This window comes from Pseudomonas sp. TE36184 (assembly GCF_054060055.1).
Map to the genome: position 1 here is coordinate 6,507,052 of NZ_JBSSCU010000001.1, position 18,808 is coordinate 6,525,859.

Below are 18,808 nucleotides of genomic sequence, written 5' to 3' on the forward strand. Positions count from 1 at the left end.
AGGAACCCCCATGATGGACGCCTTCGAACTTCCCCGCACCCTGGCCCAGTCCCTTCAACGCCGCGCCGCGCAGACTCCGGAGCGGATCGCTCTGCGTTTCCTCGCTGAGTCCGCCGAACACAACGTGGTCCTCAGCTACCGCGACCTCGACCGACGCGCCCGTGCCATCGCCGCCGCCCTGCAGGCCAACGCCGACCTGGGCGACCGTGCCGTGTTGTTGTTCCCCAGCGGGCCGGACTATGTGGCGGCGTTCTTCGGCTGCCTGTACGCCGGGGTGATCGCGGTGCCGGCCTATCCGCCGGAGTCCGCTCGTCACCATCACCAGGCGCGCTTGCTGTCGATCATCGCCGACGCCGAACCGCGCCTGTTGCTGACCATCGCCAGCCTCGGCGACGACTTGGCGCAGATCGAAAACGCGCCGCCGCTGCTGGCGGTCGACACCCTCGACAGCGCGCTTGCCGAGCGCTGGGTCGCCACCGATGTGCAAGCCGACGACATCGCCTTCCTGCAATACACCTCGGGCTCCACCGCCTTGCCCAAGGGCGTGCAGGTCAGCCACGGCAATCTGGTCGCCAATGAACTGCTGATCCGGCGCGGTTTCGGCATCGACCTGAACCCGGATGACGTGATCGTCAGCTGGCTGCCGCTGTACCACGACATGGGCCTGATCGGCGGCCTGCTGCAACCGATCTTCAGCGGCGTGCCCTGCGTATTGATGTCGCCGGCGTACTTCCTCGGCCGGCCCTTGCGCTGGCTGGAAGCGATCAGCGAATACGGCGGCACCATCAGCGGCGGCCCGGATTTCGCCTACCGCTTGTGCAGCGAACGGGTCAGCGAATCGGCCCTGGAACGCCTGGATTTGAAGCGCTGGCGCGTGGCGTATTCCGGCTCCGAACCGATCCGCCTCGACACCCTGGAACGCTTCGCCGAGAAGTTCGCCCCGTGCGGTTTCACCGCGAACAACTTCTTCGCCTCCTACGGCCTGGCCGAAGCAACCCTGTTTGTCGCCGGCGGCCGCCGTGGCCACGGCATCCCGGCCCTGCGCCTGGATGCACAGGCGCTGGCCGCCAACCGCGCCGAGCTGGGGCCGGGCGCGGCGATCATGAGTTGCGGCACACATCAGCCGGACCACGCGGTGCTGATCGCCGATCCCCACACCTTGAGCGAACTGCCTGACAACTGCGTCGGCGAACTCTGGGCCAGCGGCCCGAGCATTGCCCACGGCTACTGGCGCAACCCCGAAGCCAGCGCCAAGACCTTCGTCCAGCACGCCGGCCGCACCTGGCTGCGCAGCGGCGACCTGGGCTTTATCCGCGAGGGCGAGGTGTACATCACCGGGCGTTTGAAAGACCTGCTGATCGTGCGCGGCCACAACCTCTACCCGCAGGACATCGAGCAGACCATCGAGCGCGAAGTGGAGGTGGTGCGCAAAGGCCGGGTTGCGGCGTTCGCGGTGAATGAGCAGGGCCAGGAAGGCATCGGTATCGCCGCTGAGATCAGCCGCAGCGTGCAGAAAATCCTCGCGCCGCAAGCGCTGATCACGGCGATCCGCCAAGCCGTGGCCGAAGCCTATCAAGAGGCGCCGTGCGTGGTGGTGTTGCTCAACCCCGGCGCGTTGCCGAAGACCTCCAGCGGCAAGCTGCAGCGTTCGGCATGTGCGTTGCGTTACGCCGATGGCAGCCTCGACAGCTATGCGCAGTTCCCCGGTCTGCAAGGGGCGGCCAGTGATGTCGCGCTGGCGTCCACCTTGCAGACCCAGATCGCGGCGATCTGGTGCGAGCAGTTGCAGGTGGCGACGGTAGCGGCGGATGACCACTTCTTCCTGCTCGGCGGCAACTCCATCAGCGCGACCCAAGTGGTTGCGCGCCTGCGCGAAACCCTGGGCCTGGAACTGAACCTGCGCCTGCTGTTCGAAGCGCCGACCTTGTCGGCCTTCGCCGCCGATGTGGCACAGCTGCAGCAGGATGGCGGCGTCGCCCAAGGCGCGATCCGGTGCTTGTCGCATGAGGATGAACTGCCGCAATCCCTCGCACAGAATCGCCTGTGGATCACCTGGCAACTCGACCCGCAGAGCCACGCGTACACCATCCCCGGTGCCCTGCGCCTGCGCGGCGAGCTGGATGCAGACGCAGTGCGCGCCAGCTTCGCGCAGCTGATCCAGCGCCACCCAGCCCTGCGCACGCGCTTCTACGAACGGGATGGGCAAGCCTTCCAATGGGTTTTGGCCAGCAGCGCATTCGACTTGCACGTCATCGACCTTGGCGACCTGCCCGCCGCCGCGCGCGAAGCCCGGGCGCAGCAGATCCGCGAGGAGCAGGCGCACACCGCGTTCGACCTGGAAAACGGCCCGTTGCTGCGGGTGAGCCTGGTGCGCCTGGACGACGAAGATCATCAGTTGCTGGTGACGCTGCATCACATCATCGCCGACGGTTGGTCGCTGAATATCCTCATCGATGAGTTCTCGCGCCTGTACGCCGCGGCGTCCCAGGGCCAGCCCCTGCAACTGCCGCCACTGGCCGTGCAATACGCCGACTACGGCAACTGGCAGCGCCAATGGTTGGCCGAGGGCGAAGGCCAGCGGCAACTGGCGTACTGGAAGGCGCAGTTGGGAGACGAACACCCAGCCTTGAGCCTGGCCACCGATCACCCGCGTGCAGCGCGGCAACGCAACAGTGCTTCGCGCCACAACGTGCGTCTGGGCGCAAGCCTCAGCGCGGCGATTCGCCAGACTGCCCAGGCCAACCAATCGACGCCGTTCATGCTGTTGCTCGCGGCGTTCCAGACCTTGCTCTACCGCTACAGCGGCCAGCGCGACATCCGCATCGGTGTGCCCAGCGCCAACCGCCCGCGCCAGGAAACCCAAGGCCTGGTCGGCTTCTTTATCAACACCCTGGTACTGCGCGCCGAGCTGGACGGGCGCCTGCCGTTCAACCAGCTGTTGGCGGCCACGCGCCAGGCGGCAGTGGGCGCCCAGGCCCATCAGGATCTGCCCTTCGAACAACTGCTCGAAGCGTTCCCACACGCCCGTGAACAGGGCCTGTTCCAGGTGATGTTCAACCATCAGCAGCGCGACCTCGGCGCTTTGCGTCGCCTGCCGGGCCTGCTCGCCGAAGAACTGGCGTGGCACAGCCGCGAAGCCAAGTTCGACCTGCAATTGCACAGCGAAGAAGACCGCAACGGGCGCCTGAGCCTGGCGTTCGACTACGCCGACGAATTGTTCGAAAGCACCACCATCCAACGCCTGGCCGAGCACTTCATCAACCTGCTGCACGCCGTGTGCGAGCAACCGCAGCGGGCCCTCGGCGACCTCAAATTGATGCAACACGACGAACAGCGGCCCTGGAGCGAAGCGCCTTGCGCGCCGGCCCGGCAATGGTTGCCCGAACAGCTCAACCAACACACCTCGGACCGCACCGCGCTGGTCTGGCAGGGCGGCAGCCTGAGCTTTGCCCAACTGCACACCCAGGCCAACCGCCTGGCCCATTACCTGCGCGACAAGGGCGTCGGCCCCGACGTGTGCGTGGCCATCGCCGCCGAGCGTTCGCCGCAACTGTTGATCGGCCTGCTGGCGATCATCAAGGCCGGCGGCGCCTACGTGCCGCTGGACCCGGATTACCCCGCCGAGCGCCTGGCCTACATGCTCAAGGACAGCGGCGTCCACCTGCTGCTGACCCAGACCGCGTTGCTGGCGCAATTACCCACGGCCGAAGACGTGTGCGTGATCGCCATGGACAGCCTGCACCTCGACCGCTGGCCGACCCAGCCGCCGGGCCTGCATCTGGACGGCGAGCACCTCGCCTACGTGATCTACACCTCCGGCTCCACCGGCCAGCCCAAGGGCGTGGGCAACACCCATGCGGCCCTGGCCGAGCGCTTGCAGTGGATGCAGGCCACCTACGCGCTGAATGACAGCGACGTGCTGCTGCAAAAAGCCCCGATCAGTTTCGACGTGTCGGTGTGGGAGTGCTTCTGGCCGCTGATCACCGGCTGCCGCCTGGTGTTGGCGGGGCCGGGCGAGCAGCGCGACCCGCAGCGCATCGCGCAACTGGTGCAGGCCCATGGCGTGACCACTCTGCACTTTGTGCCGCCGCTGTTGCAGCTGTTTATCGACGAGCCGTTGGCGGCCGAATGCACCAGCCTGCGCCGTCTGTTCTGCGGCGGCGAAGCCTTGCCCGCCGAGTTGCGTGACCGTGTGCTTGCGCGGTTGCCGGCGGTGCAGTTGCACAACCGTTATGGCCCGACCGAAACCGCGATCAACGTCACCCATTGGCACTGCCGCGCCGAGGATGGCGAGCGCTCGCCGATTGGCCGACCGCTGGGCAATGTGATCTGCCGCGTGCTCGACGAACAGCTCAACCCGTTGCCGGTGGGGGTGCCGGGCGAGCTGTGCATCGGCGGCATCGGCCTGGCACGCGGTTACCTCGGCCGCGCCGGGCTCACCGCCGAGCGTTTTGTCGCCGACCCCTTGGGCGCGCCGGGCAGCCGTCTGTATCGCAGCGGTGACCGCGCACGCTGGAGCGCTGACGGCGTGCTCGACTACCTCGGTCGTCTCGATCAGCAGGTCAAGTTGCGCGGCTTTCGCGTCGAACCGCAAGAAATCGAAGCGCGCCTGCTGGCCCTCGACGGTATTGCCCAGGCCGTGGTGCTGGTGCGCGATGATCAATTGATCGGCTATTACACCGCCACTGCCGCGCTCGACGCCCAAACCGTCAAAGCCGCCCTGGCCGCTGGGTTGCCGGAATACATGGTACCTGCGCACCTGATGCGCCTGGACGCCATGCCCCTGAGCCCGAGCGGCAAGCTGGACCGCCGTGCGCTGCCCGAGCCGGTGTGGCAAACCCGCGAACACGTTGAACCCGAGAGCCCGTTGCAGCTGCAGATTGCGGCGATCTGGCGCGAAGTGCTGGGCCTGCCGCGGATCGGCCTGCGCGATGATTTTTTCGCCCTCGGCGGCCATTCGTTGCTGGCCACGCAAATCATCTCGCGCACCCGTCAGGCGTGTGACGTCGAGCTGCCGTTGCGCACCCTGTTCGAAGCCAGCGAACTCGGCGCATTTGCCGAGCAGGTCGGGCAGATCCAGGCCGCCGGCCAACGCAACCAACAGACCGCCATCGCCCAGGTCGACCGCAGCCGGCCGGTGCCGCTGTCCTATTCCCAGCAGCGGATGTGGTTCCTCTGGCAGTTGGAGCCGGACAGCCCGGCGTACAACGTCGGCGGCATGGCGCGTCTGCGCGGGGTGCTCGACGTGGGGCGTTTCGAGGCCGCGTTGCAGGCCTTGGTCATGCGTCACGAAACCCTGCGCACCACCTTCCCGAGCGTCGATGGCGTGGCCCATCAGCAGGTGTCGGCGCAGACCGGCCTGTGCATGGGCTGGCAGGACTTCTCGGCGCTGAGCCACCTCGAATGTGAGCAACGCTTGCAGCAGCTGGCCGATGTCGAGGCGCACACGCCGTTCAACCTGGAAACCGGGCCGCTGTTGCGCGTGTGCCTGGTCAAGGCCGGCGCGCAGGAGCATTACCTGGTGCTGACCTTGCACCATATCGTCACCGAAGGCTGGGCCATGGACATCTTTGCCCGTGAACTCAGCGCGCTGTACGAAGCCTTCATCGATGAGCGCGACTCGCCGCTGGCGCCGCTGCCGGTGCAGTACCTCGACTACAGCGTGTGGCAGCGCCAGTGGCTGGAGTCCGGCGAGCGCCAGCGCCAGCTCGATTACTGGATCGCGCAATTGGGTTATGAGCATCCGCTGCTGGAACTGCCCGGCGACCGCCCGCGGCCGCCGGTGCAAAGCCACCGCGGCGGGCTGTACCGTTTTGATTTGAGCGACGAACTGGCCGCGCGCGTTCGGGCCTTCAATGCTGCGCACGGCCTGACCCTGTTCATGAACATGACCGCCACCCTGGCGGTGTTGCTCTACCGCTACAGCGGCCAGACCGACCTGCGCATCGGCGCTCCGGTGGCCAATCGGATTCGCCCGGAAAGCGAAGGGCTGATCGGCGCCTTCCTCAACACCCAGGTACTGCGTTGCCGGCTCGACGGGCAGATGAGCGTCGGTGAGTTGTTCGAGCAAGTCCGTCACACCGTGATTGAGGGCCAGTCTCACCAGGACCTGCCGTTCGACCATTTGGTGGAAGCGCTGCAACCACCGCGCAGCGCGGCGTACAACCCGCTGTTCCAAGTGATGTGCAACGTGCAGCGTTGGGAATTCCAGCAGCGCCGCCAACTGGGCGGGATGAGCGTCGAGTACCTGGCCAACGATGCGCGTGCGACCAAGTTCGACCTCAACCTGGAAGTCACCGACCTTGATCATCGCCTGGGATGCTGCCTGACCTACAGCACCGATTTGTTCGATGAGCCGCGCGTTGCGCGCATGGCCGAACATTGGTGCAACCTGCTTGAAGCGCTGATCGCCGACCCGCAGCAACGCCTCAGCGAACTGCCGATGCTGGGTGCCGACGAGCAGCACGCATTGCAGCGCAGCCTGGGGAGCGACGCGGCTGAACAGCGCCTCGACCAGTGCCTTCACTCACTGTTCAACCAGCAGGCACTGGCCCGTGCCGACGCGCCGGCACTGACGTTTGCCGGTGAGACCCTCAGCTACCGCGAACTGAATGCCCGCGCCAACCGCCTGGCCTGGATGCTGCGCGAGCGTGGCGTCGGCCCGCAGGTGCGCGTCGGCCTGGCGTTGCCGCGCTCCCTGGAAATGGTCATCGGCCTGCTGGCGATTCTCAAGGCCGGCGGCGCCTATGTGCCGCTGGACCCGGAGTACCCGCTGGACCGCCTGCATTACATGATCGAAGACAGCGGCATCGGCTTGCTGCTCAGTGATGCGGCGATGTTCGCCGCCCTCGGTGAACTGCCGGCGACGCTGGCGTGCTGGTGCCTGGAAGACGACCTGCCGGTGCTGGCGAACTACCCGGCCAGTGAGCCGCCGTTTCTCAGCCTGCCGCAACACCCGGCGTACCTGATCTACACCTCCGGCTCCACCGGCAAGCCGAAAGGCGTGGTGGTGTGCCACGGCGAAATCGCCATGCACTGCCAGGCCGTGATCGAGCGTTTCGGCATGCGCCCGGATGACTGTGAGCTGCACTTCTATTCGATCAACTTCGACGCCGCCACCGAGCGTTTGCTGGTGCCGTTGCTCAGCGGCGCACAACTGGTATTGCGCGCCCAGGGCCAGTGGGATGCCGAGCAGATCTGCGGGCTGATCCGCACCCATCGCATCAATGTGCTGGGCTTCACCCCGAGCTACGGCAGCCAGTTGGCGCAATGGCTGGCGACCCAGCGGCAGACCTTGCCAGTGCGGTTGTGCATCACCGGCGGCGAGGCGCTGACCGGCGAACACCAGCAGCGCATCCGCGCGGCGTTCCAGCCGCAGGTGTTTTTCAACGCCTACGGCCCGACTGAAACCGTGGTGATGCCGCTGGCCGGCCTTGCACCGCAGCACTTGGCGGAGGGCGTCGGCAGCGTGCCGATCGGCAGCATCGTCGGCGCCCGCGTGGCCTATATTCTCGACGCCGACCTGGCCCTGGTGCCGCAAGGCGCGAGCGGCGAGTTGTACGTCGGCGGGGCAGGGCTGGCGCAGGGTTATCATCAGCGTCCGGGGATGACGGCGGAGCGTTTTGTCGCGGACCCCTTCGCGGCCCATGGCGGTCGCCTGTACCGCACCGGCGATCTGGTGCGCCAACTGAGCGATGGCCAGGTGGAATACCTCGGGCGGATCGACCATCAGGTGAAGATCCGTGGTTTCCGCATCGAACTGGGCGAGATCGAAACGCGCCTGCTCGAACATCCCGCCGTGCGCGAAGCGGTGGTGCTGGCGCTGGATTCGCCGAGCGGCAAACAGCTGGTGGCCTATCTGGCCAGCGACGCCGAGCACGGCCCCTTGCGCGACGCCTTGAAGGCGCACCTCAAAGCGCAACTGCCGGACTACATGGTGCCCGCCCATTGGCTCGTGCTGGACAGCATGCCGCTGACCGCCAACGGCAAGCTCGACCGCCGCGCCTTGCCGCCGCCGGATGCCGAGGCGAATCGCCAACACTACGTGGCGCCGCGCAACGCGCTGGAGCAGGCGTTGGCGGCGATCTGGTGCGCGGTGTTGAACGTGCAGCAGGTCGGTCTCGACGATAACTTCTTTGAACTGGGCGGCGATTCGATCCTGTCGATCCAGGTGGTCAGCCGTGCGCGCCAGGCCGGGATTCACTTCAGCCCGCGGGATTTGTTCCAGCACCAGACCGTACAGACCCTGGCCGCCGTCGCCACGCGCGCCGAGCAGGTCAGCGCCGAGCAAGGCGTGCTGAGCGGCCGCTCGGGGCTCACGCCGATCCAGCAGTGGTTCTTCGAGACAGAGATTCCCGCGCGTCAACACTGGAACCAGGCGCTGGTGCTCAAACCGCTGCAACTGCTCGATCCCCATCGCCTGGAGCAAGCCCTGCTGGCGGTGCTGGAACAGCATGACGCGCTGCGCCTGAGCTTCACCCGGCGCGACGCGCAATGGCACGCCGAACACCTGGCCGTGCCGGAGGGCGGCGTGCTGATGCAGGCGCAAGTGCGTGATCTGCAGCAGTGCAGCGCGTTGTTCAGCGACACCCAACGCAGCCTCGACCTGGCCCACGGCCCGCTGTTGCGCGCGTTGCTGGTGGACGGCCCGCAAGGCCAGCAGCGCCTGCTGATCGTGATCCATCACCTGGTGGTGGATGGTGTGTCGTGGCGTGTGTTGCTTGAGGATCTGCAAAACGTCTATCGCCAATTGAGCGACAGCCAATCCGTCAGCCTGCCGGCCAAGACCAGTGCCTTGCGCGACTGGGCCGCCCGCTTGCAGGCCTATGCCGGCAGCGAATCCCTGCGCGAAGAATTGTGCGTCTGGCAGGAGCGCTTGGCCGGTGCGGCGGTGCCCTTGCCGGTGGCGCGCCCGCACGGCGCATTGCGCCATCGCGATGCCGAGACGCTCAGTGTGCGCCTGGACGCCGAACGCACCCGCCAGTTACTGCAACAGGCCCCCAGCGCTTATCGCACCCAGGTCAACGACCTGCTGCTGACCGCCCTGGCCCGCGTACTGTGCCGCTGGAGCGGTCACGCCTCGGCGCTGATCCAACTGGAAGGCCACGGCCGCGAAACCCTGTTCGATGAGATCGACCTGACCCGCAGCGTCGGCTGGTTCACCAGCGCCTATCCGGTGCGCCTGACGCCGCTGGCGGAGCAGGGCGCATCGATCAAAGCCATCAAGGAGCAATTGCGCGGCGTGCCGCACAAAGGCCTGGGCTACGGCGTGCTGCGCTACCTGGCGGACGACCTGTGCAAACAGACGATGGCCGCACTGCCGAGTGCCGACATCACCTTCAACTACCTCGGCCAGTTCGACCAGAGCTTCGGCGCCGATGCACTGTTCCACCCGCTGGAGGAATCCGCCGGCCTCGCCCATGACCCGGATGCGCCGCTGCCCAACGAACTGAGTGTCGACAGCCAGGTGTACGGCGGCGAACTGGTGCTGCGCTGGACCTTCAGCCGCGCACGCCACGATCAGCAGACGATTGGCGAGTTGGCCGCAGCCTACCTGGACGAACTGCGCAGCCTGATCGCCCATTGCCTCAAGGACGGCGCCGGCGGCCTCACGCCTTCCGACTTCCCCCTGGCACGCCTGACCCAGGCGCAGTTGGACGCCTTGCCGGTGCCCGCCAGTGCGATCGAAGACGTGTACCCGCTGACCCCGATGCAGGAAGGCCTGCTGCTGCATACCCTGCTTGAACCGGGCACCGGCCTCTACTACATGCAGGACCGCTACCGCATCGACAGCGCCCTCGACCCCGAGCGTTTCGCCCAGGCCTGGCAGGCGGTGATCGCCCGTCACGAAGCCTTGCGCGCCTCGTTCTGCTGGAACGTCGGCGAGGACATGCTGCAAGTGATCCACAAACCCGGCAGTACGCCGATCGAGTACCTGGACTGGCGCGCCGTTGCCGAGGCCGAACAGGAACCGCGCCTGCAAGCGCTGCTCAAGGCCGAGCGCGAAGCCGGTTTCGATCTGCTCAACCAGGCGCCGTTCCACCTGCGTCTGATCCGCGTCGCTGAAGCGCGCTACTGGTTCATGATGAGCAACCACCACATCCTCATCGATGCCTGGTGCCGTTCGCTGTTGATGAATGATTTCTTCGACCTCTACACGGCCCTCGGCGCAGGCCACGACGCGCAACTGGCCACGCCGCCGCGTTATCGCGACTACATCGCCTGGCTGCAACGCCAGAACCTGAGTGCGGCGCGCCAGTGGTGGCAGCACAACCTGCGGGGCTTCGAGCGCACCACGCCGATCCCCAGCGACCGCCCGTTCCTGCGCGAACACGCCGGTGGCAGCGGCGGCATGGTAGTGGGCGATTGCTACACCCGCCTCGATGCCCGCGACGGTATACACCTGCGCGAACTGGCCCAGGCCCATCAACTGACCGTCAACACCTTTGCCCAGGCCGCGTGGGCCCTGGTGCTGCGGCGCTTGAGCGGCGAGCGTGACGTGCTGTTCGGCGTCACCGTGGCCGGGCGTCCGGTGGACATGCCGGACATGCAACGGACCGTCGGCCTGTTCATCAACAGCATCGCGCTGCGTGTGAAGCTGCCCGAGGAGGGCCAACAGTGCAGCGTGCGCCACTGGTTGAATGGCCTGCTCGACAGCAATATGCAACTGCGCGAGTACGAATACCTGCCGCTGGTGACCCTTCAGGAACACAGCGAATTGCCCAAGGGCCAACCGCTGTTCGACAGCCTGTTCGTGTTCGAAAACGCCCCGGTGGAAGTCTCGGTACTCGACCGTGCGCAAAGCCTGAACGCCACCTCGGACTCCGGCCGCACCCACACCAACTTCCCGCTGACGGCCGTGTGCTATCCGGGCGATGAGCTTGGTTTGCACCTGTCCTACGACCAGCGTTACTTCGACGAAAGCACCGTGCAGGGCATGTTGAGTGAGTTCAAGCGCCTGCTGCTGGCGCTGATGCAGGGTTTTCATGGCGACATGGCCGAGCTGCCATTGATGGGCGCGCAGGAGCGTGAATTCCTGGTACACGGCTGCAACCGGAGCGAGCACGCCTACCCGCTGGAGCGCAGCTATATCGAGCTGTTCGAAGCCCAGGTGGCGCAGCATCCGCAACGCATCGTCGCCACGTGCCTCGACCGACAGTGGACGTATGCCGAGTTGAACCGGCGCAGTAACGGCCTGGGCCACGCACTGATCGCCGCGGGTGTCGGCCTGGACCAGCCGGTGGCATTGCTGGCGGAGCGCAGTCTCGATTTGCTCGGCATGATCATCGGTAGCTTCAAGGCCGGTGCCGGTTACCTGCCGCTCGACCCGGGGCTGCCCGGTCAGCGTCTGAGCCGGATTATCGAGCTGAGCCGCACCCCGTTGCTGGTGTGTACCGAGGCGTGTCGCGAGCAGGCCATTGAGCTGCTGCAAGGCGTGGAATGCCAGTTGCTGGTGTGGGAGGAGGTGCCTGCTCGTGGGGCGAACCCCGGCATTTACAGTGGCCCGGACAACCTTGCCTATGTGATCTATACCTCGGGCTCCACCGGCCAGCCCAAAGGCGTGATGGTCGAACAGCGCGGCATGCTCAACAACCAGTTGAGCAAGGTGCCGTACCTGGACCTGAGCCCGGTGGATGTGATCGCGCAAACCGCCTCGCAGAGTTTCGATATTTCGGTGTGGCAGTTCCTTGCCGCGCCGCTGTTCGGCGCGCGGGTGGATATTGTGCCGAATGCCGTCGCCCACGATCCCCAGGGCTTGCTCGCCCATGTGCAGGCCCAGGGCATCAGCGTGTTGGAAAGCGTGCCGTCGCTGATCCAGGGCATGCTGGCCGAGGCACGCATCCGCCTGGACGGCCTGCGCTGGATGCTGCCGACCGGTGAAGCCATGCCGCCGGAGCTGGCGCAACAGTGGTTGCTGCGTTACCCCGAGATTGGCTTGGTCAACGCTTATGGTCCGGCGGAATGTTCGGATGATGTGGCGTTCTTCCGTGTCGACCTGGCCTCGACCCGTGGCACTTACCTGCCGATTGGTGCGCCGACCGACAACAACCGCTTGTACGTGTTGGACGCTGCACTGGCGTTGGTGCCGCAGGGCGCGGTGGGCGAGCTGTGCGTCGCCGGCACCGGCGTAGGGCGCGGTTACGTCAGCGACCCGCTGCGCACCGCCCAGGTGTTCGTGCCCAACCCGTTCGGCGCCGCGGGCGAGCGTCTGTACCGCAGCGGCGACCTGGCACGGCGGCGCAGCGATGGGGTGCTGGAGTACGTCGGGCGTATCGACCATCAGGTGAAAATCCGCGGCTACCGCATCGAGCTGGGGGAAATCGAAGCGCGTCTGCATGAACAAGCGGCAGTGCGCGACGCGGCGGTCGGGGTGCAGGAGGGCGTCAACGGCAAACACCTGGTCGGTTACCTGGTGGCCGCCGACACCACCCTCGACCCCGGCGAGTGCCTGGAGCGCATCAAACAACGCCTGCGTGCCGAACTGCCGGAATACATGGTGCCGCTGCACTGGCTGTGGCTCGAGCGCCTGCCGCTCAACGCCAACGGCAAACTCGACCGCAACGCCCTGCCGGCCCTGGAGATCGGCCAGTTGCACGACCAGGCCTACCTGGCGCCACGCACGGCACTGGAGGGGACATTGGCCGCGATTTGGGCCGAGGTGCTCAAGGTCGACCGGGTGGGCGTGCAGGACAACTTCTTCGAGCTGGGCGGGCACTCGTTGCTGGCCACGCAGATCGCCTCGCGCGTGCAGAAGACGTTGCAACGGGATGTGCCGTTGCGGGCGATGTTCGAGTGCAGCACGGTGGCGCAGTTGGCCGAGTACATCGATGGGCTGGCGGCGACAGCGATCAGTGCCGAGAAGGTGGATCGGTTGAGTGATTTGATGGCGGAGTTGGAGGGCTTGTGAGGCTGCCATCGGTCGGAAATGGGCTGTTTCTTAAAAAGAACTGTCAATTCTGACAGTAGGCGAAGGAGAGTCAAAGGCGCTCACTAAAGGGAGAGTCCTCGGCTTCAGACGGGCTGAGGGTATCCCCCTGGAACACGGAGTTCTTGTCATGACTAAAGAAAAAATACCGCCTGAAGTCTCCTCAACCGCGGTCGAAGCAACAACGCCAAAATCGCTCAAGCCCAAAACTCTGGAGGTTGCCGCCCCGACAATCTCCAGTGAGGTGGATAGCACAGTACTTCCCGCCAACATGCCGGATTCATACCTGACAGTTGACTCACGTATGGACGCGTCGACTATCACCGTCAAGTTCAGCGCAAAGGAGGCACCTGAGCTGGTCCTTGCAGATATTGTGGATTCGAGTGGTGAGTCAGGAGCAAGGAAGATAGCGATCCCCTTGGATTACTTGACGAAACTCATGGGGTTTACGGCCCTCATTTTCTATACCGGCAAGGCGCAAGGGCAGGCAGTGACTTCGTTGGTCAAGGAAGTGGGGATATCGTTTTACCCAGCAAGTGAAAGTGAAGAGCTCGCCCCCTACCTGCTCCACGAAAAAATCGTGCATAACACGCCCACCTATGACATGCACGATCACGAAGGCCATGAGACGGTTCTTGTGCCGGTTCCGCCGCTTGCCCAACAGGGCGATAAGGTTTATTGCACTGCTGTTACCGAGCAAGACGTTGTTCCGTATACCTTCTACACCGTGGTTTATGATTACGTGTTGACCGAGCAGGAGGCTATGCCAGGCCATGTACTCCAATTCTTTGTTTCACGTGGTTGGCTGGCACGACGTAAACCCTGGAGATCGATCACCCTGCAAAGTGCCTGGATCACAAGCGGCTTGCCAGCTGAACCTGCGGCCGATATTGATCCTCACTTGGAGACCCGCCTGCCGAGAAACGCGCTTGAAATCCAGCGTCGTCGAACGGCTGCTCTGATTGTCGATCACGGCCTTGAGAACTTGCCGCCTCCGCACTTGCGGCAATCTGTGCTGTACAACGAGAAGTGGTGCCTTAATCCCGAACTCACCAAAGAGGGGGGCAATGTGGATGCCCCAACCCTGGAAACCTATGCAGGCGACCAAATTTGTTTCTATGTGAGGGGGGCCGATCACGGGGCTGAGCCGTTGGGCTGTGTGACGCTTGAAAATGATGGGGAGTTGGCGTCCGTCAAGCTCCCGCCGTGTATCGTTGCCTGTTATTTCAACAAGTCGATGACGCTGACCTACACCGTCCAGTTCCCCAACAGTGAGGAACCGCAGGCTTCACCTGAACAAGTTGTCAGCGTTTTAACCCCCCAGTTTCCCCACTCGGTTATTGAAGAAGCGACTAACGGTACGGTGGACCTCAACACCTTCCCTCGGAACGCAACGGCGACAGTGCCTGTGTGGGCCTATGCTGAGTGCTCGAACCTTTGCTGGATGTGGATCACGGGTGAGCGTGAAGACGGCAGTGCCTACCGATTCGACATTTTGAAGGCTGAGCCTGTCACGGATGATTGGAAGACTCGCGGTGTCGATGCATCTATCCCGAGAGCTGAACTGCAAAAGGTGGCTGATTGCAGCGATTTTGAACTGCACTTTGCGGTGAGCTTTTGTGAGGTCAGCGATCTAGCGAGCGGCCATTTGTTCCCCGTTCAGACGTTTAAGATCGAGCAAGAGCCTCTACTGCTGGCCGCTCCCAAAGTTACCGAAGCGGTGGGTTCCGATTTGACCGCCTACAACGGACGCGATCGCGTACACGTCGAAGTGGATTATGTGGGCAACCACACCAAACACAGCATCAGCGTTTGCTGGAAGAAGCCGAATGGCGCTTGCTGGCCTTTGGCGTCCAAACCCGGAAGTACTACGGGAGCCGGGATCTTCGAGTTGCCGCCGGAAGCGGTGATCGAAAGCATGGGCAAAACCGTGCCAATCACTTACACCGTGACCAGCGCGTGCAAGGTGCAGGCTTCACTGCCATTGAACTTGAATATCAGCAACCCGGTGCGCCTGGAAACCCCGAACCTACTGGAGGCGACGCCTCCCAGGACGCAGAACGCTACGCTGGACCTGAGAGCATTCACTGGAAATCCCAATTCCCTCGAAGATCCGATGTGGTTCCTGAGGGCAGGGCAGAAGTGCTGGCTGCGGGCAAACGGTACGAAAAAGGACGGCACTGCCTACTCGTTTATGGTGTATTCGGCCAGGACCATTACGGCGGCAGAGGCAGGCGCAGGGGTGGCAAGCCCAGTGGCGCGTGCCGAATTGGAAAAGGCGAAGGATGGCTCCTCCATGACCTTCACCTTCAGCGTGACGCCAGACGGCAGTTCGAATGAGAGCGACGCAGTGGTATGCCCGTCGCGGGAGTTGATCGTGCGTGTCATCTCGAAAGTTACAGAGACATTCGAGAGTCTTGTTGGAGGTTACTATTCAGTTGGAAGTATCTTGCGTACGCCGCTTATGACGGTGAAGCATTATCAGGCGATCATGGGGGTTCATGCGGCCTCCGGCGGCAATCCGACGATGACGTCGGGACAGGCCATTGCGTTTTCCTGTAGCAACGGCGATGGAGAGCTGCCGCTTCAACGGGTGGATTTCACGCTTAACTCAGGCTATATGCAATTGAGGTTTTCTTATATGCGACATGTCTATTACGGTAGCTTTGAGTTTTATAATGCGTTGGGAAGAAAGCTGGGCGAGCGCGTGTTCTCTGCTGGAGACCCGGTTGATAATTGGGTTGAATTTACGGGCGGCGCTGGTGAATTGATCACAACAGTAGTTGTGCATACTCGGCAGCATTCCTTTACGGATAACTGGGAACTCTACTTCTAATCATTTGTATGAGCGCCTCTGGAGAAGGGGCGCTTCTATTTTCTTCAGGATGATTGCTTTAAATAATGTTCCTGTGTTTTTTCAGGAACATTTTAGTATGCCCAGCAGGGGGGGCGGTGTTTTCGAGGTTGGACTTGCGGAACTACCATTGGTCGATTTTACGCAGCTTTCAAGTAATAACTGTCAATTCTGACAGTAGGCGAGTGCCCTGATCCAAGCGTTAGATAAACAGAGTTCCTGGCCCGCGAGGGCCAGCCCCGATGGTTATCTAACGCTGGACAGGAGTCTTATCGTGGCTAAAAAACCGATCCCTGAAACTACACCTTCCGCGCAAACGGCGAGGGTTGCGTCTCCTCCAACAGCCAACGCCGCCGCTGCGGAGTTGCCCGTTGCAATCATCGAATTCGCCCAGAACAACAGTGTGCTTTATCCCCTGGATGCAGCCCAAGGCACGACCGCGACGCTGACGCTGCCGGCCGGCAGCACCCAGGTCGTTGTGCATTTCGCGATCAAAGACCAGGCTGCCCCGACATTCCCGCCGATCAATGTGGCGAGCCGCGACGTGGCCGAGATTCCGTGGCAATGGATCAGTACCTGCATCGGGCATACGGTGCTGATCTGGTATGAGGCTGTCGTCAGTGGTGTGCGCAAAGAGTCGCTGGTGCTTGAGCTTGAGATCCAGCACATCCGCGAAGAGGATCTGCGTGAGTCTATGCCTGAGTTTGTGCATGCCGAGTTGGAGTGGAGCACGTTGTGGCTGAACATGTTCACCTTCGAGGGCGATGAAACCATCCGGATCAAGGCCTGGCCGATGATCCGGGAAGGGGAGCGCTTGTTTGTGGTGGTCGCCGGTAATCAGCATCAGGTGCCGTTCAGGTTTTATTGGGTGGCCTATGACCACCTTGTGACCGCGGAGGAAGCGCATCCGGGGTTTGTGTTCGAGTTCAGTTTGTCGCGTGGCTGGCTCTCACGCCTGGAAGACTACTCGTCCCTTACCTGCCATTTGGGGGTTATCTGGGACGGCACTGCGCCAGGTGAGCCGGTGTCGGCTGACAACCCGCTACCGGACAATGCCCAGGATTTCCATCAGCGCTCTACGACGCTGCTGCGCGTTGATCCGCAGTTGCATCTGGTTGCGCCGCACCTACGGGAGTCGGTGGAGCTACCTCCCGGTCACTGGCAGGTGAACCCGACCAATACCACCCAGGGCGGCCATGCAATCGTGGTCTACGACGGCATGAGCGAAGGTGATTACGTGTGCGCTTATGCCTCCGGGCCGAATTATGGGCCGGTGTCCCTCGGTTGCCAGGAGGTGAGTCGGGGGGCGGTGAGCCTGTCATTTGACGTGCCTCCCGAGATCATCGCTGCGCTGTTCAACCGGAACTTGACACTGAACTACAGCGTTCAATTCGGTGGTTTTCTGCCCCAGTACTCTCCGGAGCGGGTGATCAAGGTACTGGGGCCTCAACTGACCTCGCCGGATATCGAAGAGGCAACGGCGGGAGAGTTGAACCTCAAGACGTTCACGGGGAATGCCACGGGGCTGGTGCCGATCTGGGAGTACGCCGCCGAGGGGCAATGTTGCTGGATGTGGGTGACCGGCGTGCGTCTGGATGACAGCCCTTACCGGTTCGACATCCTGATGGATGAACCCCTTACGGCGCGCTGGCTCAGAGAGGGGGTTGATGCGCCCATCCTACGGGCAGAACTGAAAAAACTAGCGGACTGCAGTGAGTTCGTCCTGCACTTTGCCGCAAGCTTCGATGCTGCGTGCAATCGGGCGACGGCCCTTGAATTTACACCGAAGTCCTTCACGATCGTCCAAGAGCCCAGTGTGTTGCTGGCGCCCAGCGTCACCGAGGCAGTGGGCAGCGACTTGACCGTCTGGAACGGACGCGACGGTGTACATGTGGCGGTGGATTACGTCGGCAGCCATCCCGGCCAGAGCATCAGTGTGTGCTGGACCCGCCCCAACGGCAGTTGCTGGCCGTTGGCCGCCGAGCCTGGCAGCGCGTCGGGCGCGGTCATCTTTTTCGTGCCGCGCGAAGCGGTGATCGAGAGCATCGGCAAAACGGTGAAGATCAATTACACCGTGACCAGCGCCTGCCAGATGCAGACCTCGGCTGATTTGAACTTGCACGTCAGTGTTCCGGTGCGTCTGCCGACGCCGGTTGTGCCGCAGGCGACGCCTCCCGCCGTTCAAGGCGGTATTTTGGATCTGCGTAGTTTTACTGGGGATGCTGAAATCACCATAGAGCCGTGGTGGTTCATTCTGCAGGGGCAGATTGGTTGGTTGGAATGCGTGGGCACTGCCGAAAATGGCGCGCCCTACACCATCAAAGTGTCCATTGCCGAGCCGATTACTGAGGTGTCCGGTGGATTGACGAAGCTGCTCCCGCGTGCAGAGCTGGAGAAACTGAAGAATAGAACCGATCTGGTCATTGCGTTCAAGGCGACGCCAGATGTGGGTGGCGTTGTGGGTAATGCGATTGCCTTTCCGCAGTTGCGGTTGGCGTTCCATAAGGCATTTTATGACCACACTGACTTTGATCCGAACGGCAAAGGTTGGAATGCTTGGCAAAGAGGGCCGGGTGCCGCAAATATCAAGGATCTGGTGCTTAAAACAGGGGCGGTTCCCGGATCGTCAAATGGGTATTATCTGCAAGACTGGGGTTATACCAACACGACCAATCCTGTCACTCAGCGCGTGAAGTTATACAAAGACTTCACCCAACTGGAGGCGGGACGTGAGTATAAGTTCAGTGTCTGGGTCCGTGAGACAAATGGGGCTCCTGCGCCTCGTTTGGTACTAGTGGCCCAAGGGCTGGAAATTTCTCCAATAACCGAACCCGGCAGAACTTGGCAGTTGCTCGCAGGCGTGTTTACCGCCACTTCAACCAATGCTCTACTCACCTTCGATAATCTTAGGATGGGGATAGATCCAAATAATGACTACGATATAACAGGTATGACTGTCGAAGAAGTTTGATCAAGCGACATTGAAGGGCATCAAGGAAATGGCCTCCTCGAAACGGAGGCCTTTTCCG

The 18,808-nt window shown here is 63.1% G+C and carries 3 protein-coding genes; all 3 read left to right on the top strand.

The window, feature by feature from the left end; translation table 11 throughout:
* Positions 1-10 precede the first annotated feature (10 nt).
* The 3 genes from ACVWZP_RS29610 (at position 11) to ACVWZP_RS29620 (ending at position 18,750) form a co-directional block, all read left to right on the top strand.
* On the top strand, positions 11-12,907 hold the full coding sequence (locus ACVWZP_RS29610) for a non-ribosomal peptide synthetase (protein WP_457370356.1): 12,897 nt from the start codon (positions 11-13) through the stop codon (positions 12,905-12,907).
* 148 nt (positions 12,908-13,055) lie between these two features.
* The gene (locus ACVWZP_RS29615) at positions 13,056-15,761 is read left to right on the top strand and encodes a hypothetical protein (protein ID WP_457370357.1); all 2,706 of its coding nucleotides are present in this window, start codon (positions 13,056-13,058) and stop codon (positions 15,759-15,761) included.
* A gap of 292 nt (positions 15,762-16,053) precedes the next feature.
* Positions 16,054-18,750: a hypothetical protein gene (locus tag ACVWZP_RS29620; protein WP_457370358.1), complete on the top strand. Its 2,697-nt coding sequence runs from the start codon at positions 16,054-16,056 to the stop codon at positions 18,748-18,750.
* Positions 18,751-18,808: the final 58 nt, after the last annotated feature.

What these genes read in the sequence shown, in the direction of transcription:
- ACVWZP_RS29610 (WP_457370356.1), top strand. Translation starts at nt 11, where the DNA reads ATGATGGACGCCTTCGAACTTCCCCGCACCCTGGCCCAGTCCCTTCAA.
- ACVWZP_RS29615 (WP_457370357.1), top strand. Translation starts at nt 13,056, where the DNA reads ATGACTAAAGAAAAAATACCGCCTGAAGTCTCCTCAACCGCGGTCGAA.